The 22201-nt window shown below is 54.7% G+C and carries 17 protein-coding genes; 3 read left to right on the plus strand and 14 right to left on the minus strand.

The features are described from left to right. Window positions 1-46 precede the first annotated feature (46 nt). Window positions 47-1681 (minus strand): NAD+ synthase, encoded by a 1635-nt coding sequence (locus tag U738_RS11265; protein ID WP_035580393.1) that lies wholly within the window; start codon window positions 1679-1681, stop codon window positions 47-49. Between the two features lie 143 nt (window positions 1682-1824). On the opposite strand from U738_RS11265, the gene U738_RS11270 reads away from it, so the two are divergent. Next, the gene (locus U738_RS11270; protein WP_035580395.1) at window positions 1825-2097 is read left to right on the plus strand and encodes a PP0621 family protein; all 273 of its coding nucleotides are present in this window, start codon (window positions 1825-1827) and stop codon (window positions 2095-2097) included. A 13-nt stretch (window positions 2098-2110) separates the two neighbouring features. On the opposite strand, the gene thiO is transcribed toward U738_RS11270, so the two are convergent. After that, window positions 2111-3214, minus strand: a complete 1104-nt coding sequence (gene thiO, locus U738_RS11275) for a glycine oxidase ThiO (protein ID WP_035580398.1) — start codon at window positions 3212-3214, stop codon at window positions 2111-2113. A 134-nt stretch (window positions 3215-3348) separates the two neighbouring features. Between thiO and U738_RS11280 the strand changes: the two genes are divergently transcribed. Continuing rightward, window positions 3349-3885 (plus strand): GspH/FimT family pseudopilin, encoded by a 537-nt coding sequence (locus tag U738_RS11280; protein WP_035580401.1) that lies wholly within the window; start codon window positions 3349-3351, stop codon window positions 3883-3885. Between the two features lie 43 nt (window positions 3886-3928). On the opposite strand, the gene trxB is transcribed toward U738_RS11280, so the two are convergent. Next, window positions 3929-4879, minus strand: a complete 951-nt coding sequence (trxB, locus tag U738_RS11285; RefSeq protein WP_035580404.1) for a thioredoxin-disulfide reductase — start codon at window positions 4877-4879, stop codon at window positions 3929-3931. A gap of 271 nt (window positions 4880-5150) precedes the next feature. Here trxB and acnA point away from each other — a divergent pair, with 271 nt between their 5' ends. Then, window positions 5151-7883 (plus strand): aconitate hydratase AcnA, encoded by a 2733-nt coding sequence (acnA, locus tag U738_RS11290; RefSeq protein WP_035580407.1) that lies wholly within the window; start codon window positions 5151-5153, stop codon window positions 7881-7883. A gap of 64 nt (window positions 7884-7947) precedes the next feature. On the opposite strand, the gene U738_RS11295 is transcribed toward acnA, so the two are convergent. The 11 genes from U738_RS11295 to U738_RS11345 form a co-directional block, all read right to left on the minus strand. Then, the gene (locus tag U738_RS11295; protein ID WP_035580410.1) at window positions 7948-9627 is read right to left on the minus strand and encodes an NAD-dependent malic enzyme; all 1680 of its coding nucleotides are present in this window, start codon (window positions 9625-9627) and stop codon (window positions 7948-7950) included. A 192-nt stretch (window positions 9628-9819) separates the two neighbouring features. Next, entirely contained in the window at window positions 9820-11031 is a 1212-nt protein-coding gene (locus U738_RS11300; protein WP_035580413.1) for a YeeE/YedE family protein, read from the minus strand. A gap of 364 nt (window positions 11032-11395) precedes the next feature. Continuing rightward, entirely contained in the window at window positions 11396-12019 is a 624-nt protein-coding gene (locus U738_RS11305) for a hypothetical protein (protein WP_035580416.1), read from the minus strand. A 60-nt stretch (window positions 12020-12079) separates the two neighbouring features. After that, complete coding sequence (locus U738_RS11310) at window positions 12080-12529, minus strand: hypothetical protein (RefSeq protein ID WP_035580422.1); 450 nt, start codon at window positions 12527-12529, stop codon at window positions 12080-12082. Between the two features lie 202 nt (window positions 12530-12731). Next, a complete protein-coding gene (locus tag U738_RS22675; protein ID WP_152561134.1) occupies window positions 12732-13151 on the minus strand; it encodes a hypothetical protein in 420 nt (139 codons plus the stop codon). Between the two features lie 322 nt (window positions 13152-13473). Next, window positions 13474-13887, minus strand: coding sequence for a hypothetical protein (locus U738_RS11320; protein WP_035580426.1), 414 nt, complete (start codon window positions 13885-13887; stop codon window positions 13474-13476). Between the two features lie 322 nt (window positions 13888-14209). Next, window positions 14210-15403: a hypothetical protein gene (locus U738_RS22680; protein WP_050713119.1), complete on the minus strand. Its 1194-nt coding sequence runs from the start codon at window positions 15401-15403 to the stop codon at window positions 14210-14212. Beyond that, on the minus strand, window positions 15400-18972 hold the full coding sequence (locus tag U738_RS11330; protein WP_035580430.1) for a hypothetical protein: 3573 nt from the start codon (window positions 18970-18972) through the stop codon (window positions 15400-15402). Before U738_RS11330 ends, U738_RS22680 begins: the two co-directional genes overlap by 4 nt. A gap of 14 nt (window positions 18973-18986) precedes the next feature. Then, window positions 18987-19811, minus strand: coding sequence for a DUF4123 domain-containing protein (locus U738_RS11335; RefSeq protein ID WP_035580432.1), 825 nt, complete (start codon window positions 19809-19811; stop codon window positions 18987-18989). 2 nt (window positions 19812-19813) lie between these two features. Then, window positions 19814-21889, minus strand: coding sequence for a type VI secretion system Vgr family protein (locus U738_RS11340; protein WP_035580435.1), 2076 nt, complete (start codon window positions 21887-21889; stop codon window positions 19814-19816). 1 nt (window position 21890) lies between these two features. Continuing rightward, window positions 21891-22178 (minus strand): type VI secretion system PAAR protein, encoded by a 288-nt coding sequence (locus U738_RS11345; protein WP_035580438.1) that lies wholly within the window; start codon window positions 22176-22178, stop codon window positions 21891-21893. Between the last annotated feature and the right edge of the window lie 23 nt (window positions 22179-22201).

Raw genomic sequence — 22201 nt, forward strand, 5'->3', positions numbered from 1 at the left:
CCCAAGTACCGGTTCCCAAGTACTATGCCCGACTTACGCGTCGGGCTTACTCGCCGGGCTGCCAGCCATTGACGATCGGATAGCGGCGGTCACGGCCAAAGCCCCGCGGGGTAACACGCACACCAATTGGCGCCTGGCGACGCTTATACTCGCAGCGGTCGACAAGCTTCACCACTTTATAGACATCTTCAGCGTCAAAGCCGGCGGCGATAATCGCTTCCGCGCTCATATCACCTTCGATATAGCTTAATAGGATAGCGTCGAGGGTATCGTAATCAGGCAGGGAGTCACTATCCTGCTGATCCGGCGCCAGCTCGGCGCTGGGTGGGCGCTCGATGACCCGCGCAGGGATTGCCGGAGATTGGGTATTGCGCCAGCGAGCCAAGCGGTACACCCAGGTTTTATAGACGTCTTTAATGGCATTAAAACCGCCCACCATATCCCCATACAGCGTGGCGTAGCCCACCGCCATTTCGCTCTTGTTACCGGTGGTCAGTACCATCAAGCCTTTTTTATTGGAGATCGCCATCAGCAGCACGCCGCGACAGCGGGACTGCAGGTTCTCTTCGGTGGTATCTCGCTCAGTTCCCACAAAGCTCTCCGCCAGCGTACCCATAAAGGCTTCTACCATGGGCTCAATCGGCATGATCTCGTAGTGCACGCCAAGCATGTTGGCCTGCTCTGCAGCGTCCTGTTTAGAGATATCCGCGGTGTAGTGATAGGGCATCATCACCGCCTGTACCCGCTGTGGGCCCAGTGCATCTACTGCAATGGCCAATGAGAGCGCCGAATCGATGCCGCCAGAAAGCCCCAGCACCACGCCATCAAAACCGCTCTTGTTGACGTAATCACGTAGCCCGGTCACCAGCGCGCAGTAGAGGCTCTCTTCCGGCTCTACCTCGGGATCAATCTCGCCGGGCTGGGGTTCCCACACCGTCGCGCTGGTTTGCAGGAACTGAATGGGCATTAGGCCCGCCTGCCAGTATGGCGCCAGCACTTGCAGCTCACCGCTGGCGTTAACGCAACAGGAGCCACCATCAAACACCAGCTCATCTTGGCCACCGATGGTATTCACATACACAATGGGAAGTTGCGTGTCCTGGGCGTGCTTCTCCAGCAAGCGCAACCGCTCCGCGGGTTTGTCCTGGTGATAGGGTGATGCATGCAAGGTGATTAGCATCTCAGCCCCCGCGTCTGCGGCGGATTTAACCGGTACGCCATCCCACAGGTCTTCGCAGATTACGATACCCAGTTTGGCCCCTTTGTGCTCATAGACGAGCGTTTCAGTACCCGGTGTAAAATAGCGCTGCTCGTCGAACACTTGATAGTTTGGCAGCGCCTGCTTGGCGTACTCGGCCTCCCACTGGCCATTGTAGAGCAGGCCCGCCAAGTTATAGCAGCGGCCTTCGCGTACGCCGGGGTAGCCAATAATCACCAGCACATCGCGGGAAATTTTCGAAGCCATTTGTGCGCGGGCTTCACGCAGGCGGGTTTCCATTGAGGGCCGCAGCAGCAAATCTTCCGGCGGGTAGCCCGACAAAAAAAGCTCAGGAAAGACAACAATATCCGCCCCATGCTCAATCCGCGCTTCGCGCACTGCTTCAATCGCGCGTGCGGCATTGCCGGGAATATCTCCGACCAGAGGATCAAGTTGGGCCATTACCAGCGTTAAGTCTTGCATGGGCGTCAAAATCTCTTGAGAATCTTTAAAATAGGGTTACACCGTCATAGCCGTATTGTCCCGCAAGGGCCGCCAACTGGCAAAGGCTGCGAGCCTTTGCCAATGCCTAATACTTAGATTCCCACCTTGGGAGACACAAAAGGATGAACCTCTTGATCATTCGGCTGATTATTTTTGCCGTTATATTTTATGCTGGCTTAAAACTCTACGGCATCTACCGGCAACGCAAGCTTGAGCATGAAGCGCAGCATAAAAAAGTCAATCGCCACGAGGGCGGCAAAATGGTGCGCTGCCGCTGGTGTGAAGTACACGTTCCGGAAGACGAAGCACTGCGCGACCAGGAACAATGGTTCTGCTCTGGCGCCCATCGTGACCGTTTTCTGCAAGAGCAGCAGGATAAAGACGGAACCCCTTAAGCTTGTACTGACCTTAAGCGTGTATTAGCCGCTCTGGTTTGGGCTGGTAAGGCGCGGGGTCAACAAGTGGCTCGCGCCCCAGCAGTTGATCCACCAGCAAATGGGTCGAAGCCGGCGCCAATACCAAGCCGTTGCGATAGTGCCCGGCATTAACGAACACATTCGGCCATTCCTGGAGCGCGCCAATAAACGGTATACCCGCAGGGGATCCAGGCCTTAGCCCGGCCCATTGGTACGCAACCGGGCACGTTGCCAAAGCGGGTAGGATGGCTTCAGCGCTCTGCTGCAAAGACGCCAGCGCCTCTTCATCGGTGCTCTTATCAAAACCCGCCTCTTCCAGCGTAGAACCAACCAGCAGCAGGCCGTCCGCACGCGGAATAATATAGCGACCATCTTTTAACACTACGCGCTGAACGAGACCTTTAGGCGCTTGATAGGCAATCATCTGCCCTTTCACAGGCCTTACCGGCAGTTGCACATTCAGCTGGGACAATAGCTGCGCGGCCCAGGCACCGCCACACACCACGATACGTCCCGCTTTGAATGATCCTTGGGAAGTCGCCACACCTTCCACCTGGCCACCCTTTTGAATAAAGCCGCTAACCTCACACTGCTCTTTCAGAGTTACCTGGGGCATCGCGGCTAACCGCGCCTTCAACGCCTTGGCTAAACGCGGGTTGCGCACGCTGCCCAGCGTAGGCATCCACAGCGCGCTGTCGCCCGCCATTACCACGCCGGGCTCTTTAGCGTGGACAAAGTCTGCCGCTACCCTTTCAAGCGGTTTACCCAGTTGGCGTGCCCAGCGCAGCGCTTCGTCGGCATCGTCCACATTTAGGTAAAGCAGCCCTTTCTGACGATACTCAGGGTCAATGCCGGTCTCTTCCAACAAGCGCAGCGCCAGCGAGGGGTACACGCCTTCCGACCAGCGGGAGAGCTGCGATATTGCGGCGTCATAGCGCCAGGGATAGAGCGGCGAAACGATACCACCACCGGCCCAGGAGGCCTCTTTACCGCACTCACCCCGCTCCACCAACGTGACTTGCTGACCAGCATCGGCTAACTGCAGCGCTGTCATCATACCGATCACACCGCCACCAATAATTAAGAAATCGCTCACAAAATTGTCCGTTTTGGCTTACATAAAAAAAGCGTAGCGTCGCCTAGGATGACCTATTAACAACGAGATGTTCGCTTTGAGTGACGGAGAGTGAGCATAGCGCGGGCAATAACCAGGTCAAGTGAGGAGAGGCAATGAGCGGTTGCCACATCAAGATGCACACCACACCTGAAAGCGGGTTCACGCTGCTTGAGCTACTGATTACGCTGTTGTTGGTGGGTATTATCGCCGCTTGGGGGCTACCCAGCTTCCAAGCCTTGGGGCAGCGAACGGCGCAGAGTAGCGCCGTAAATCGATTGCAAAGCGCGTTTTCATTAGCGCGAAATACGGCCATTAGCCAACGCCGCCAGATTACCCTTTGCCCTGTCGATGAGGGTCGCAAGGCTTGCACCCGTGACTGGAGTGGAGAGCTAATGATCGTGCGAGGGGATAAAACCGATAGCATCAGCGAAGACGATATTCTGCGCATTGTGCCCGCACAACAGGGCACGAAAGTGGCCTATAGCCGGGGTTGGTCGCGCATCCGTTACAGCCCGTTAGGCTATACCAGCGGTTACAACGGCAGTTTTGCTATTTGCTCAACCAGCGGCGCCGTGGGCGCTAAGGGTAAAAAGCTGGTACTTAGCCAGTTAGGGCGGCTAAGGATTGATGAAGCGCCTATCAACTGTTAATCATTAGGCGCTTCAACTCATTCACGGCGTTGTGACAATGGTTTTAAGCAATACCGTCTAAATAGCGCTCAGCGTCTAGTGCCGCCATGCAGCCGCTGCCCGCTGAAGTGATCGCTTGACGATAAATGTGATCCATCACATCGCCGCAGGCAAATACACCCGGCACGCTAGTGGCCGTCGCGTTACCTTCCAGGCCTGAGGTCACTTTGATATAGCCACCGTTCATTGCCAGTTGGCCTTCAAAGATGCCCGTATTGGGGCTGTGGCCGATGGCAATAAACAGCCCAGGCGCATGAATCTCTTTGCTTGAGCCATCCTGGGTGGATTTAACCCGTATCCCTGTTACGCCCGAGTTATCGCCGAGCACTTCTTCAACTTCCTGGAACCACTCAAGGGCGATTTTGCCTGCCTCGGCTTTCTCAAACAGCTTATCTTGGAGGATTTTTTCCGCCCGCAGGGTGTCACGGCGGTGAACCAGGGTCACTTTAGACGCAATGTTTGACAGATACAGCGCCTCTTCTACAGCGGTATTACCGCCGCCCACGACAATGACTTCCTGGTTGCGGTAGAAAAAACCATCGCAGGTAGCGCAGGCCGAAACCCCCTGACCCATGAACTGCTGTTCAGTGGGCAGGCCCAGGTAACGCGCGCTGGCCCCGGTGGCCACAATCAGAGCATCGCAGGTATAAACACCGCTATCACCCTTTAAGGTAAAGGGTTTTTCACCTAGGCTAACCTCATTGATATGGTCAAACAGCACTTCGGTATTAAAGCGTTCGGCGTGCTGTTTCATGCGCTCCATTAACTCCGGCCCCTGTACACCTTGGGCATCACCCGGCCAGTTATCCACATCGGTTGTGGTGGTCAGTTGGCCACCCGCCTGAATACCGGTAATCAGCAACGGCTTCAGGTTTGCCCGTGCGGCGTAGACAGCAGCCGTATAGCCTGCCGGGCCGGATCCAAGAATTATCAAACGCTCATGACGAGTTTCCATGACACCACCTTGTAAAGATTTGACTGATAGCTTTGTCGATAGCTGTGTAAATAGCTTTATAAAAAATTAGCCACAGAGTCTGCCTGAAATGGTGCCAAGTACAAGCTATTGCAAGGTTTCGTCTACGCTATTAGGCGAAGAAACCTTGAAAGCGGCTGTGCAAAGACGCATGTATTCTTACTATGGTAAGCCATACTAGAAAGGAAGACCGTGACCGTCGCGCCTAGTGAATGTTAAGTCACTAAGTAACCAGCAATAAGAGGAGAATGGCATGAGCAAGATACCCGATACGCTGAGCACCCTAGAGGTTGGCAGTAAAACGTATCACTACTACAGCCTACCCCAAGCGGCCGAGACACTCGGCAATATTGACCGGCTGCCCAAAACGCTCAAGATTCTACTCGAAAACCAGCTACGCTTCGCCGACGACGAAAGCGTAGATCAAAAAGACATGCAGGCCCTGGTCGACTGGCAGGCCGAGGGCAAATCCAGCCGTGAAATCGGCTATCGCCCAGCGCGGGTATTGATGCAGGACTTCACCGGCGTACCTGGTGTGGTGGATCTCGCTTCCATGCGCGCTGCGGTAGAAAGCCTGGGCGAAGACCCTGCAAAGATCAATCCGCTCTCCCCTGTCGATCTGGTTATTGACCACTCGGTAATGGTCGACAAATTTGGCAACCCGGCGGCGTTCCAAGAGAACGTCGATATCGAAATGCAGCGTAACCGCGAGCGCTACGAGTTTCTGCGCTGGGGCCAGCAGGCGTTTGATAACTTTAGCGTGGTGCCGCCTGGTACCGGCATTTGCCACCAGGTCAATCTGGAGTACCTAGGCAGAACGGTATGGACCAAGGACGAAGACGGCAAAACCTTCGCCTACCCCGACACCCTCGTCGGCACCGACTCACACACCACCATGATCAACGGCCTGGGCGTACTGGGTTGGGGCGTTGGCGGTATCGAAGCCGAAGCGGCTATGCTCGGCCAGCCGGTCTCAATGCTGATCCCTGAAGTGATTGGCTTTAAGCTAACCGGCAAGCTTCGCGAAGGTATTACCGCCACGGATCTAGTACTCACCGTTACCGAGATGCTGCGCAAAAAAGGCGTAGTGGGTAAGTTTGTTGAGTTCTACGGCGACGGCTTGAAAGATCTGCCGCTGGCGGATCGCGCCACTATTGCCAATATGGCCCCCGAGTATGGTGCTACCTGTGGCTTCTTCCCGGTGGATGAAGAAACCCTGAACTACATGCGCCTAACCGGACGTGAAGATGAGCAAGTCGCGCTGGTGGAAGCCTATAGCAAAGCCCAAGGGCTGTGGCGCGAACCCAGCGACGAGCCGATCTTTACCGATGCGCTGCAACTGGACATGACCGAGGTAGAAGCCAGCCTGGCTGGCCCCAAACGCCCGCAGGATCGCGTGGCGCTGAAAGACATGGCGGCGGCCTTTGATAAGTTCCTGCAGGAAGATACCAACGCGGACTCCACAGCAAAGGGCAAGCTCTCTTCTGAAGGCGGCCAAACCGCTGTGGGAGTGAAACGTAGCTTTGCACATGACACCAGCCAAGCCGTTAAGCTTAATGATCAGGACTTCAGCCTCGACCCAGGCGCGGTGGTGATTGCGGCGATCACCTCCTGTACCAACACCTCCAACCCCAGCGTGATGATGGCTGCAGGCTTGTTGGCACGCAAGGCTCGAGAAAAAGGCTTGAACACCCAACCCTGGGTGAAGACATCCCTGGCACCTGGCTCGAAAGTGGTCACCGACTATCTTGCCGCCGCTGGGTTAAACGACGACTTGGACGCCCTAGGCTTTAACCTTGTCGGTTACGGCTGCACCACCTGTATCGGTAACTCTGGCCCACTGCCGGATGAAATTGAGAAAGCGGTGAACAATGGTGATCTTGCCGTCGCCTCGGTGCTCTCCGGTAACCGTAACTTCGAAGGCCGTGTTCACCCACTGGTGAAAACCAACTGGCTCGCATCACCGCCCCTGGTGGTGGCTTACGCCCTGGCCGGTAACGTTCAACGCGACCTAACCAAGGAGCCGATTGGCGAAGGCAGTGACGGCGAACCCGTCTACCTAAAAGATATCTGGCCCAGCCAAGCGGAGATTGCCAGCGCCGTTGAGCAGGTCAACACTGCCATGTTCCGTAAAGAGTACGGCGCGGTGTTTGAGGGTGACGACGTTTGGAAAGCCATCGACGTGTCAGAAAGTAAGGTCTATCAGTGGCCTGAATCCACCTACATTCAGCATCCGCCCTTCTTTGAAGGCATGGGCCGCGAGCCGGATGCCATCGAAGATGTGCACAGTGCCCGGGTACTCGCCATGTTAGGTGACTCGGTGACCACCGACCATATCTCCCCTGCGGGTGCCATTAAACCCGACAGCCCCGCCGGGCGCTATCTGCAAGAGCACGGCGTTAAGCCGGTCGACTTCAACTCCTACGGCTCGCGCCGGGGTAACCATGAAGTCATGATGCGCGGCACCTTCGCCAACGTGCGGATCAAAAACGAAATGCTCGATGGCGTGGTGGGTGGTGAAACACGCCACGTACCCAGCGGTGAGCAGATGGCCATTTACGATGCGGCCATGAAGTACAAAGAGGAAGGCAAACCGCTGGTCGTGATCGCCGGTAAAGAGTACGGCACCGGCTCCTCGCGTGATTGGGCGGCCAAAGGTACCCGCTTGCTGGGCGTTCGTGCCGTGATTGCCGAATCCTTTGAGCGCATTCACCGCTCTAACCTGATCGGCATGGGCGTTGTGCCGCTGCAGTTTGCCGAAGGCGAAAGCCGTCAAACGCTGGGATTAACCGGCGATGAAGAGATTTCGATCGCCGGATTAAGCGACCTGACGCCGGGTGGCACGGTCAAAATCGTGATCAAAAATGCCGATGGGGAACGTAGCGTTGATGCCAAGTGCCGAATTGATACGGTAAACGAGCTGGCTTACTACCGTCACGGTGGTATCCTTCACTACGTGCTGCGCAAGATGATCGGCGCAGCCTAAAGGGTAAAACCTACCAATGCTTGCATGCCCCCACTTCGGTGGGGGCTTTTTTTTAGCCGAGTGCTTAAAAAGCGCGACGACGGTAGGTACGGTAATCCGGCGACCAGGACGCTTTTTCGATCAGCTCGCGCAATGTCGTACCACTGGTTTTTAACGCCACACCGTTCTGCTGCGCCTGCGCCGCCACTTCAAAAGCAATCGACTTGCTGATATCGCGAATACGCGACAGCGGCGGCAGCAATGCACCTTTGCCCTCTTTCACCAGCGGCGCTTCACGGGCCAGCGCCCGCGAGGCGCTCATTAGCATCTCATCGGTGACTCGATTGGCACTGGCAGCAATCACGCCCAAACCGATACCTGGGAAAATATAGGCATTGTTGCACTGGGCAATCGGGTAAGTGCGGCCATTGTAAACAACCGGCGCGAAGGGACTGCCGGTGGCCACTAACGCCTGCCCGTCGGTCCAGCGGATAACATCCTCCGGCACCGCCTCTGCTTGGGAGGTAGGATTAGACAGCGGCATAATGACCGGATGTTCACAGCCCGCATGCATGGTGCGCACCACCTGCTCGGTGAAGATACCGCGCTGGCCGCAAACACCGATCAGCACTGTTGGTTTGATCTGAGCAATCGTCTCTTCCAGCCCCTGGCCATTCCACTCCGCCACTAGCGAAGGGTCGTGGGCTAAACGGCGCTGGAAGTCACGCTGCCACTCTTGATCGCTGGTCATCAAGCCATCGCGATCAACAACGAAAATGCGCGCCCGTGCCTCGCTCTCGGTCAAGCCTTCGGCTTCCATCGCGACGACCACCTGCTCAGCGATTCCACAACCCGCCGAGCCACCGCCCACAAACACCACCCGCTGCTGGGCAATGGTTTCTTCGCGAGCCTGGCAAGCCGCCATTAGCGTACCCACGACCACGGAAGCAGTTCCCTGCACGTCGTCGTTGAAGCAGCAAAGCTCGTTGCGGTAGCGCTCTAGCAACGGCACCGCATTGGCCTGAGCAAAGTCCTCAAACTGCAGCAGTACGTTCGGCCAGCGGCGCTTCACAGCAGCAATAAACTCCGCCATGAAAGCATCATACTCTTCTTGGCCTACTCGCTCGTGGCGCCAGCCCATGTACATGGGGTCATCCAGCAGCGCTTTGTTGTTGGTGCCCACATCAATCATGATCGGCAGCGTATAGGCGGGGCTAATACCGCCACAGGCGGTATACAGCGCCAGTTTTCCAATCGGGATACCCATGCCACCGATACCCTGGTCGCCCAGGCCAAGAATACGCTCACCGTCCGTCACTACGATCACTTTGACGTTATCTTTGGTGGCGCTGCGCAGGATGTCATCCATATGTTCGCGGTCAGGGTAACTAATAAACAGGCCGCGGTGGTTACGATAAATATTGGAGAATTCCTGACACGCCTGCCCCACCGTCGGGGTGTAAATAATCGGCAGCATCTCTTCTAGATGCTGGGAGACCAAGCGGAAATAGAGCGTTTCGTTGTCATCTTGAATGGCACGCAGGTGAATATGCTTTTCAAGATCACTATGGCATTGCTGGTACTGGCGATAGACCCGCTCCAGCTGATCCTCAATGGTTTCCACCTTTTGTGGCAGTAAACCAATCAGGTTAAACGCCAAGCGCTCCTGCTGAGTAAACGCGCTGCCTTTGTTCAATAGCGGCATTTCGAGCAAAGAAGGACCGGCGTAAGGAAGGTATAGGGGGCGTCTACTCTGGGTAGTCATAAGCACTCTCTTTTTTATGTCAATCACTGCTGCAATGCAGCAACATCGGGCGTTTGCGGCGTTTGAGCGTAATGTAACATGCTCCTGCGACAAAGGTGGAAGAGAGAGGCCATGTTGATAAAAAAACGCCTCGGTTTAGGAGACCTAAACCGAGGCGTGATGCCGATATTAAATTAGCGATCTAGCGATCTCTTAGCTCGTTTTAGCGGTGGGTTTACGCCCCTCCACACCAGCGAAGAAGAACGGCCGCAGCTTAACGCCAAACATGTTGCCCGCAAATGCCGCTACCAGCCACACCCAACCGTGCAGGCTGCCAGACGCAATGCCGCTGAAGTAAGCGCCAATGTTGCAGCCATACGCCAAGCGTGCACCGTAGCCCAGCAGGAGGCCGCCAATGATCGCGGCTAAGATAGATTTCAACGGGATTTTGAAGTTAGGTGCAAAGCGACCTGCCAAGCTGGCCGCAGCCAGCGCGCCCAGCATAATGCCCACGTTCATCACCGTGGTAATATCGCTCCATACGCTGGCCTCAAGGGCCGCGGCATTGCCCGGAGACTGCCAATAGCCCCACTGGCTGACATCGCCGCCCACCAGCTCAAAGCCTTTAGCCCCCCACAGCGCAAACGCAGAGGTAATTCCCCAAGGGCGTCCTGCCAGCGCCAAAGTGGCAAAGTTGAGCAGCGCCAGCGCCACCGCGCCCGCCACTAACGGCCAAGGCCCCGTCAGCCAACGCTCATAACCATGTTTATCAACGTTAGGCGCCTGCTCTAACTGACCGTGGCGACGCTTCTCCATCACCCAGGTAAACGCCGCAATAGCAGCAAACAGCACCAAGCTAATGGCCACGCCCCCGCTTACCCCAGCGACGTTGACCAGTGATACCGGCTGAAAAGCGGGCAAGCTCTGCCACCAGGCAAAATGCGCGGAGCCAATCACCGAGCCGACAATAAAGAACACCAGCGTAATCAACATACGAGCGTTACCGCCGCCCGCGGTAAACAGCGTGCCCGAGGCACAGCCGCCGCCCAACTGCATGCCCACACCGAACAGGAATGCCCCCACCAGCACGGAGATACCAATGGGCGCCACAAAGCCCGACACCTCGTTACCAAACAAGGTGCCTGCCCCCAAGGCAGGGAAAAACAGCAGCACGGCGATGGCCAGCATCACCATCTGCGCGCGCAGGCCACGCCCCCGCCGCTCAGTAATAAATACCCGCCACGCTGAGGTAAAACCAAACGCCGCGTGATACAGCACCATGCCAAATAGACCACCGACAATCATCAGCAGACCAATATTGGCGTCAAACACCACGCCCACCAGCAACGCGCCTAAAACAATCGCCGCCGTGGCGATCAGCGGCACGCGATAGCTCTGCGGCGCAGCAACCGTCGTTGTAGACATATATTCACCTTTAGCAGCACCAAAAGCGCCTGTTAACAAACAGGCGCTTTTGGAAGACATGGACAATAGTTATAAGCCTAACGATAGCTGTAGAGCGCGGGAAATTCTTTATTGAAAGGTGCTTATAGCTTTATGGAATATTCGCTAGCTTTCACAGGAAGGTACTCGTGGAATGAGCCTTCTGTTTAGCCGTTGGTGCATGCGTTCACATGCTTCAGGGTATTTGGACGCTATAGTCCGCCTGGGTTGAATAAACCACATACACATATCCTCACTCTTCCAGGGTTATGGGAACCGTCAGTGCAAAGCGGGAGGCACAACTGCTCCTGAGGACGGCGTGGTATTGGTTGCTGCATGCATGAGACTAAGTATTGATTGTCTTTGTGTCTGTCTCACCCTGGTTAAGTATCTTATGTAGTTTGGCCCGCCCCAGGTAATTGATCATCGGTAATGCCAGCAGGCTCGAAGGGGCGGTGGGTAAGGCACCGATAGCGAGGAGTACCATAGCGGGGATGGACCACTTCTTTTGGCCAGGCTTGTAAGCATAAGATATCAATGCGAGTCCTGAGAGGACGGAGGCCACACAGCCCAGCAGATAGGGGTAGAGAAACTCGGCATTATTGTGAGTGGTATATAGCAACCCACCGCCGGCAACCAAAACAACATAAAGAAGAACACAAGCGACGCCGATATCCGGACTGACCTCCTGTTGGTGGATGCCACGCTCACTCAGAAAGTCAAACAAAGGGGCTTGGAGCACCCCCGCTTGCTTCGTGTGGACTATGCCTTCCTTCGCACTCATCCCAAACAGCTGCTTGTTGCTGGCATTGCGAATTTCGCCAATGCCGGCCTTGCTGGGATCATCGGTCTTTCGCCCACTCTTTGTTCTGAGTATTAGCTTTAGAGAGTCATCATGGCTTACTAGCCGGTCATACAGCGATTGGATAAACTCAATGTCAAAAGACTTCTTAAAACTTAATGGAAACACGCAAACGCCCCTTAAAATGGTGCCGAGCACCTAACTTTCGATTGAATAGATAGCTTTCAGTTATGTGGCTGATTTCAGACTTATCGTTAGATCCGGCTGATTATCAAATAGCATTTTCAGTAAAGAAAAAGCCAAAAGTCCGACGGGCATATAAAGCATAAAGCCGAGTCCGCCGAATGAGAGGGAGACGATAAATCCTACGATGATGTAGGGCACCATAAAGACAAACATTGCCTTTCCGAATCGCTCTTTTTTCTTCATAGTGCTCGTTAGACGATCCTTGTCTTCGGTTCCGATTAATAGATCGCTTTCACAATGCGGGCAAGTGGCCATATCGGCTTTCAAAAGTTCGGTAATCCACTGTGACTCCTCGCAAAAACAACAGCCACATGCGGGGCACTCAAAATCAATGCTTTCAATTAAGGCTTTATCTTGCTTTTCAATAGATTCTTTTTCATTCACTGCTTTAATTCTCCTCTGCTGGGTTATTGATTCAATACCGTCGAGCATACTCTCGGCCTGACACGCCTATTACCTCAAGCTGAAGGTGACGTTTCTTCGAGATAGACCTTGGCGAAGCTGTAGTGGGTGCGTTCGCCTAGGCTGGTGAGTATTTAATTGGGCTGCAGCGCCTAGCAAGGCAACCGCCGCCTACCGGCGGATAACCAATGAATTTTTGCCTTATTAGCGCTTAGCGCGGGTGTTCGTCGCTCTACTGCTGATCCTGTGAATCCTCAGAGGGGGTCGTTTCTGGCCGGTCAACGAACTTGCCCGCCTTCCAGGGAAAGCGGGCAAAGTCGTTGACGTCTTCCGGCTCGCCCTTGCGGGTTTCGCGGTAGTTGGGTACGGAGAGTTCCATTAGGTCTGGGCGACCGCCCCAGTGGGTAGCATCCACCTCGGCGCGGTGCGCCTCGCGCAATGCCTTGAGCTCCTCCTCGCTGCTATGGGTATATAAATCACGCCAGTAGGTAGCGGGACGACCACGCTTACCCGCTTCGTCGTAGGCCTTGGTAGTGAGGTCGAGGTGACGGAAGGGCTCTACCTGGGGGATATCCGGTAGCGGCTGACTAACGTCCATATAGCGCTGCAGCATATCCCAAGCAGCGTATAGCTGGGCAATACTGCCATCCACAGCAAAGCTAAACTCAAGTGGATCTTTGGTATGAGGAAGACGGCTTCGGTGAGGGTAACGATGAATTAATTTAAAGGAATGAAACTGCGACCCCTGGGCGCCCCCAGTCATTTCAATATAAGCATCAAATTCGTAAAATGAAAAGTTACCAATTTCTGTATTGATCAAACCTGTACGACGACAGAAAGCATAATTATCCGACCAGTTGCGGTTGCCTTTGTAAAATCTTATCTCATGCTTCTCCCAAAGCTGACGGAGGAGAGTTGCCGTACCACAAACCGCAGTTACGATAGCTAAGGGAGTAAATGCTTGGAGTAATGTATCAGCTGCAAATATGAACAGCAGTGTACAAACAGCCGTCACACCAAAAATAAACCAGCCTCCCCCCCCCCTTAAAACTAAAGCCATGGGAAAAAATGACAAAAAAGAATCTAGCGATTCGGTATAGATCGTTGACATCTTCATCGACTCGTTTAGACCAACGTGACTCATTGATCATGGTGTAGTCATGATAATCATCGCCGATATATTGATACTCCCTAAACCAAAGATCCGAGTATTGATAAGTAGTAGGGTTTATATCTAGATAACTGCCCCAAGGCAGACGAGTTTCCAAAATACGCCCACGCAGCCTCTCGTTTTTGGGCGCATAACTCTGCTCGGGGATAGCATCGGCGCGGTAGGCGGTTTCGGCGTAGCCATCTGCTGGCGTTAGCGGTTCCTTGTGTGAACTCACCGGCGGCCTCCTTGCTGATTCCATACCCAGGTTAAAGACGAGGGGTGCGTGGTAAAGGTCATTTCGTCCTCGATAGCTTGATATTGTCTATTTGCCTGGTCCCAGTACTGTATGGAACCCTGGCCTGTTAGGTCATCAAGATACAACCTCACCAGATTGGCTTTCTGGTGATACTCCTGCCTGTAATCAGGCTCATGCTGGAAACGCTCACGGCTATGGCGCAACCAGCGTGGGTCTACCTGGGAATACCCACGCTACAGCCTGGGAAGGCAATTGCTGCCTTCCCAGGCGGATAACCAATGCATGTGTGCTGGTTTAGCTCTCAGCGCGGAGGGGCGTCGTTCTGCTGCTGATCCTGTGAATCCTCAGACGGGGTCGTTTCTGGCCGGTCAACGAACTTGCCCGCCTTCCAGGGAAAGCGCCCAAAGTCGTTGACGTCTTCCGGCTCGCCCTTGCGGGTTTCGCGGTAGTTGGGTACGGAGAGTTCCATTAGGTCTGGGCGACCGCCCCAGTGGGTAGCATCCACCTCGGCGCGGTGCGCCTCGCGCAATGCCTTGAGCTCCTCCTCGCTGCTATGGGTATATAAATCACGCCAGTAGGTAGCGGGACGACCACGCTTACCCGCTTCGTCGTAGGCCTTGGTGGTCGGGTCTAGATGACGGAAGGGTTCAACTTGAGGAATATCTGGCAATGGCTGAGAGACATCCATATAGCGCTGAAGCATATCCCAAGTGGCGTATAACTGGGCAATGCTGCCACCAACAGTAAAATCAAATTCAAGGGAACTTTCACTATGCGGAAGACGACTACGATGGGGGTAGCGATGGATCAGTTTCAAGGAATGGAACTGGGAGCCCTGAGTACCTACCCGCATTTCGATATAGGCATCAAATTCATAAAAAGGAAAGTTTCCTATATCCGTCTTAACCATGCCTGTATGCCGGCACAAGGCATAGTCATTCGACCAATTGCGGTTTCTCTTATAAAACTTAATGGAATGTTTTTCCCAAAAATAGCGCAATAAAGTTGCAATGCCACAGATAGTAGCCACCCAAAATATCAGCTTTATAAAACCCCAAGGAAACTCGCTGTTTCCATATACAAGAGAGGCTAAACTTCCAAGAACTGCTGTAATTATAGCCACACCGGTTAGTATCCCCCCCCCTCCTCCTACAAAACTAAAAAGGTGAGAAAAAATAACAAAAAAGAATCTAGCAATGCGATAAAGATCGTTAACATCTTCATCAACACGCTGTGACCAGCGCGACTCATTGATCATGGTGTAGTCATGATAATCATCACCAATGTATTGATACTCTTTAAACCAGATTTCCGAATACTGATTATTAGTGGGGTTTACCCCCAGATAATTGCCCCAAGGCAGGCGGGTTTCAAGGATGCGCCCACGCAACATCTCATTTTGAGGAGCGTAGCTCTGCTCGGGAAGCGCATCGGCGCGGTAGGCGGTTTCGGCGTAGCCATCTGCTGGCGTTAGCGGTTCCTTGTGTGAACTCACCGGCGGCCTCCTTGCTGATTCCATACCCAGGTTAACGACGAGGGGTGCGTGGTAAAGGTCATTTCGTCCTCGATAGTTTGATATTGTCTCTTAGCTCTATCCCAGAACTGAATGGAGCCCTGCCCCGTTAGGTCATCAAGGTTCAGACGCACCAAGTTGGCTTTCTGGTGATACTCCTGCCTGTAATCAGGCTCATGCTGAAAACGGCCACGGCTATTGCGCAACCAGCGGGGGTCCACACCTAAATGTGAGCTGGGAATCCCCATGCGCCGCCATTCGCGGGGCAAGCTAATACCCAGATAACGGATAGCTTTATCTTCAGGGTCTTCTGCCTCCGCAGAGGCTATTAAACGCTGACCCTTTACGACAGGGTAATACTGATAGGTGAAGCCCATATCAGGCACCGGCGCCAGGTAGTCGGCGCTGACGCCTAGAGGGGGGAGCTGGAACTCGCCATAGCGTAACCCGGCGCAGCTGAATTTGACCGCGATATCACAGTCCGCAAAGCGTCGTGATCGCTCCGTTAACGTTCGAGGAGAGACCAGTTCAGCATAGGTGTCATGCAGCCCCTGTAGCAGGTACAAATAAGCTTGATGGGGGCTGGCTCCTTTTAGCTGTACCAAGTAATCATGAATGGCGGCTGAATCCTGGTCCTCCTCTTGGGCGGCGAGCTGGGCCAAGCGCGATTCCAGTTCATCACGGCGACTGCCGAAGGGTCCGTACTGCACCCAAAGAGAGAAGCCATCATCACGGCTGTTGGTTGCCAGGAACTGAAAGAAAACAGAGGCCGCAAGGCTAATCACGGTGATGGGCACGGGCCTTGATGTACCCACCCAGCCAAGCACACGGTTAAGCAATTGATAACGCGCTAGCTGAGCTTTAGAGACACGCTCGGCGGCTTCACCAAAGCCGGAGCCGTAAACTGTAGCTACACCCATCGCACCAGCTTGAGCTGCTGTCAAACGTGCAGTTCGGTGTTCGCCACGTTGAGCAAGCTCATGGGCATCATGAGCAACCAGCATAGTGGTCAACAGACCTGCAATCAGCGTCAGGCCTCCCCTAACTTGTCCTGCATCCCCCATGGCCTTTTGCCAGCTTTCATCTTTCAAGTAGGGGTTATCGAGTACGTTATTAATTCGAACTGACCAACCCCACTGACTATTTGCCAACTTTAACCCTTGGGCACTTAACAACAAACCATCTAAAACTGCACTTCCTAATTTTGCTGCATTTACAGCTCCCCCCTCGCGGCCTACTTTCTCAAGCCCTCCCAAGAGGTTACCTGCTTCTAGTACTACCAAAACAGCCCAAAAAGCCGTATAACCTGTACGCGCGCCATAAAAACGCCATTCGCCCGTTTCACGCCCCGTTACTCGAACAGTCTGGTTTCCGGGGGATGAGACAGCATTGCCGCCTAGCGCATTGGTGGTCGCCGAGGCCTGCAGGGCTGCACTGGCCTGGGCCATCTCGGCGGTAGCCACTTGGAATTCGCGCGGAGCAAACCAGACAATCCTGCCGTTCTCTAGTTCGGCCTTGATCGAGAGCCCCCCTCCTAAGGCGCCTTTTAGATCAGCATAGTCCGAAGCGATATCCACAGACATGGTCTGGCCAAGCTTGAGCCAGGGAATCGCGGCAACCAGCGGAGGTAATGTGCTGATGACAATAGCATCGGCACCGTTCAGAATACGGCGCATAGCATCCGCCGTGGGGTTTGTCTCTTCGACAAGCTGGTTCTGGAGGGCCAGCAGGCCATCTGCCGTCATCGTGGCCGCGCTGGCTTCCTGAGAAAGTATTTGCTGCGAAGCCTGAGTGATTCGAGCCAGGTCTCGTTCATAGGCTTCACCCCAGCTGTCATCTACATCGCACAGCGCCGCCTTGAAGAAGAACGTTGAGGCGGGATGTTTACCTTCATAGAGGATATCAAGGGTAGCTCGACAACGCTCGGGGGAGCGGTAGTCGGCGAGCTCTTCGGTGGTGCCTTTGGGGTCAAAGGGGCGCAACCCATTTAGCAGTATATCGATACTTCGCGCCAAAATAACGTAGGGTTCGAGCAGATTGAGGTCATCGAATAGCATGGCATCATGCAACGCATGAGTAAGTGCCCCTGGCGAGACATCATCCAGCAATTCGGCAAGGGCTGCGAGGGCCTCATCGCGCCTTAACCGAGCAAGGCGGCGCTCTTCCATTTTGACTAGCCGACAAAACAGGCTATCCCGGCCGCGGTCAAGCTTAAGGTCAAACCACTCATCAAGGTAGCGCGGGTTGCTTTCACCATCCGGCCCTTCAGCCATAAAACAATTGGCGTGTACTAGCTCCGCCGAGGCGCCATGAGGGTGGTACTTCATGCTCTCCGCCAGCACCATCAGCAATTCGGTCGTGGCTTGGATGTCGGCAATCAGATGTTCGGCTGCCTGCTTAGGGTCACGTAGGAAGACACAGCAGAGCTGCTGATCGCGTAACGGTGCTAAACAATCGTTTGTCGCTGTGGGCGCTTTTATAAGCGCTAACTGTGCTTCTTCGGCCTGTTCATTATCAGGCCTTAGGGGGTTGCACCACTGTTGCAACAGCGTCCCACGCAGCCCTGGCGAGAAATTACGCTGCCTTTTCGCCATATCGATATCCGGGAGCGTTGCGTTTTCCTCATCGGAATCGAAAAAGGCACGTTCTGACTCAAGCTGGTCGATTAGTGTCCTCCAGCCTTCTGCCGTCGGGTCTTCAATATAGCCTCTTGGGCTACCCCATGCTTGCTCATATACCGCATCGCGTGGGCGCATGGGCGGCAACCAGTCCAATAAGGCTTTACCGCTACATTCGTCACGATTGACCTCGAGGCCATGTGCGTAGAAGTTACGCATCCGCCCCTGGAGCATATTGGTCAACGCAGACTCGTTCATTGCCCATGGCTGGCAGCGTTTCTCAATGAGGTGCGGGTTGGCTTCTAACTGCTCGATATGCGCCCAGGGCCAAGGGTGATCAGAGAAGGCTAGCCGCACATTGGCCGTCTCACCATTGAGCTTAAGAGGCAAGTGTAGATGCGCCAAGGCAGGCCCAGAAAACTCACGTACTGTAGGTACCTCGCCCTGCTTACGGTAGGTCGCAATATCGCTATCGAGAAATTGTAATACCCCATTCACGAGGCTGGTGACTACCAGTTCACGAATTAGTCGGCCTTTCAGAAATACGTAAATGAAACCACCACGGCACGGCCCTCCCGCTATTTCCTGGTGGTCGAGATACAGCATGGGTACGGTCGACACCATGAGGTTATGCTGGAACGCCCGCTGCTTGGGAATCAGACCACATTGTGAGACCTCTTCCACCTCCAGTAGCGGTACTTCAATATCGCCTATCTTTTGTACCAGTCGATAGTCTGCCAGCTCTTCTTCAAAAAACTCTTTCTGCGACTCGACGATGGGCCCGAAACGCCCCTCTGACGCATCTCCTTCTGCCAGGAGTTCAACTGCATTGTCCCCCTGATAAAGCCAGTATTCATTCTGGTGGTTATCGTCATGTTGGCCGGTCATTTCTAGATAGATGGCCTTTGGGCTGCACGCATGATTCTGTGACATTTCTGTATCCTTTGTCATCTCATCGCATCGAGAGAGGAGCTCTGCACATACGCGCCCAACTCATCAATGAATTGTTCGAGTGCGTTACTGCTTACCAGCATATCCCGCGCGTTTTCAACGGCTTGCTTGCGTGGCAAATGGGTTTGCCAAGTGGCACCCCAATACTGCTCAAGCGCCCGCCAGAGGGATGTGATCTCGTCCTCACTTTGCAACAGAACGAAACGATCAATAGCATCACCCATTAACGGCATCAATCGGGAAAACTGCCTCAAGCTGGTCAGTCGCTGTTGGGTAACGTCGTCTAACCTTAATGCCTGGTTGGGCGTAATGTCCTCGCTGTTAACTGAGGAACAATGCTCATGAATGATCGTTCCCTGGCTTAGACAAAGCGCCCAATACCATGTCGTGTCTTTGCCCATCAGCGTCAGTCGACCGGCCGGAGAAAGTTGCTCTTCGCCTAGCAAGAGATGTAAGACCGCTGGCTCGTGAAACCGCAGCAATCCCTTTCCATTCCCTGAGGTGTGTATGGTTAGATGCGTTGCTAAACGCTGTTGCAGCTCATCTAGGGTCTCGTTTGTGTCAATCACTACCGACGCGGCTATTCCCACCCAATCGGTGCAGCATTGTTGCCAAAAGTCGCTATTTTGAGTGATATCAAGTAACACCGGGCCGCTATTTCTGACCCCTTGATAAGCCGTATCGTCGTAAAGCCAGCGAAACGTGGGTTGAGTCGCCTCTGCATAGTAACGACGTAACACCTCCCCCTCGGGAAGGCTTCCGGTATCGACCAACCAATAACGCTGCTTCCTTTGCTCCGGCAATTTTACTGCGTAGCGCATTATCAGCTAACCCTAGCCAGGCAAGGACAGTCAGCCAGCGGGCAACTGCCATCGGTTTGCTTTTGGCATAACTGGATGATGCTGGCCTCTACTGCCGAGGCTTCCAGCAATGCTTCATGCGTCACGTGTGGAATAGCTTCATGTGTTTCTGCAGTTGCTTGACTTGGCAGCTGCGGCCCCTGCGCAGCCTGCCCACTTCCCGATCCAGGACTCCCCCCAGAGTTAATCTTGACCTGCGGGCCGACGATGGTGACGCCGCTGGGGTCGATTTTCAGAAAGCTGCCGCCGGCTTTGAGGGTGATTTCCGCGCCTGCCTCGATCACCACCTTCATGCCCGCTTTGTGATGAATCTCTTGTCCTGCTTCCAGTAACTGCGCCTGGCCGACTTTCTCATGGCGGGTGCCGTCGATCATCAGGTGGTCGTCGCCGTCTACCTGGGTGTGGCGATTATTATGTACTGTGTGGTGATCGTCGTTGTCGATCTCGCTGATGCGGTCGTTGTGCACCTTGAGGTGGCTGTCGTGCTGGATCTCTTCGGTGCGGTCGTTAAGCGTTAACAGCTCCAGATCTTTCTGGGCATGGAGCCAGATTTGCTCTTCGCCTGCTTCGTCTTCAAAGCGAAGTTCGTTGAAGCCTTCGGCCTTGTGGCTTTGGGTGCGGATGACGGTGCGGGTTTTGTGTTCCGGCAGCGGATAAGGTGCGGTATTCACCGCGTGGTAGGTACGCCCGGTGATCAGTGGCTGATCCGGATCGCCTTCTAAAAACGAGATAATGACTTCATGGCCAATACGGGGGATGGCGATACTGCCGTAGCCGCCGCCTGCCCAGCCTTGGGCGACCCGCACCCAGCAACTGGCGGTATCATTTGGCTCTGCGTAGCGGTCCCAGGGGAACTGGACTTTGACCCGGCCGTGTTCGTCGCAGTGAATTTCTTCGCCTTCGGGGCCGACCACGAAGGCGACCTGGGGGCCATCCACACGCGGTTTGGGATTCGGGGTTGCTCGCCAGGGTGCATCGCCGGGGATGAGGGTGACCTGGTTGTAATAACGGGTCATACCGTTTGCATCACCCTGAGTCATGCCATCTTCTTCCAACGCCTGGGGTTGTTCACCAAAGTGGCTTACTTCAATGGCTTGCCAGTCGCGGTTGAGGCTGTCGGTGTCGTGGTCGGACAGGGTAAAGCGCAGGCCAGGGGCGAGTTCGGGTAGGTCACTTTCGGCGTTGGCGGTGAGCGCTTCACGGCGTAGCTGTTCCAGGCGGATACGGGTAAAGGGCTTGCCGGAGGCGTCCTGCTTATAGCGGCCGGGGTAGTCGTAGTGCTCGTAGTCAGCGTTTTGGCCGTGCTGCTCAACATCGCGGCCTAGGTGTTCATGCAACTGCGCATAGGCCGGGTTTTTAAAGCTGTAGTCTTTCAGGGTGGCGGTGGCCGCCGCTACACGGGCGGTATGACTAAGCTTGCGTACATGGCGTGTGGGGGCGGTGCCACCGGCGCGGCTGTGGTAAGTGCGTTCGCCGAGGTTCGTAAGTATCTGCGGGTCATCGGCGAAGATCAGCCGATGGCTACCCTTTGCAAATTCATGGAAGTAGAACAGCCCCTCTTCAGCGGCTAGGCGCTCAATAAAGGTGAGGTCGGTTTCACGGTACTGGACGCAATACTCACGCTCGGCTAGGTCGCGGTTTACCGCAAATCCAACATCGGTAATACCCCGCTCATCGCACAGGGTATTAATGATGGTGAGCGGGTCGACCTTTTGGAAAATACGCGAGTTCTGACGCAGCGAAAGCCGCCAGAGCGCTGGGCGCAGCACCAGCGAGTAGAAGGTACGGCGATGGCCGCGGTCGCCCTGGCCAAATTCACTAACGATACCGTGCACTCGGCGCAGCGGTTCGCCATCCTGCCAGATAGTCAGTTCCGCCTCACGATCCAGCAGCTCCGCGGCGTCCAGGCTGCCATCACGGCTGGCCAGATTGAGCACCAGCTCAAAGGGTTGGGAAAGCGCCTCGCGATGAGTGAAGTCGATCACCGCGATATCCTCAACACCGGGGAGTGTTAACGTGAATTGTAGCCCCGTGGTCATATCAACTTCCCTCCCCTGAACCAGAGCCAATCACCACACCGCCGCAATCCACCGAGTGGCCCGTCAGTGCTGCCGGTTTGCCGTCGATTAAAATAGTGCTTGAACCCTGCGCGATGGCACGCGGGTGCGGCGAATGGTTGGGTTTATCATGCGGCGCCAGGGGATCTCCCACGCGGGCGACCGGCTTGCCGTCCATCATCACCGTGCCGCTGCCTGCAGTGACCGGTGTCGGTGGAAAGCCATCGTGGTCGGTGCCCATATCACCCACTAATACAAACTTCTGACCCATTGTGCATACTCCTTTATTGCGGT

Origin of the sequence: Halomonas sp. TG39a (genome assembly GCF_000744395.1) — a bacterium.
GTDB classification, from domain to species: Bacteria; Pseudomonadota; Gammaproteobacteria; order Pseudomonadales; family Halomonadaceae; genus Vreelandella; species Vreelandella ventosae_B.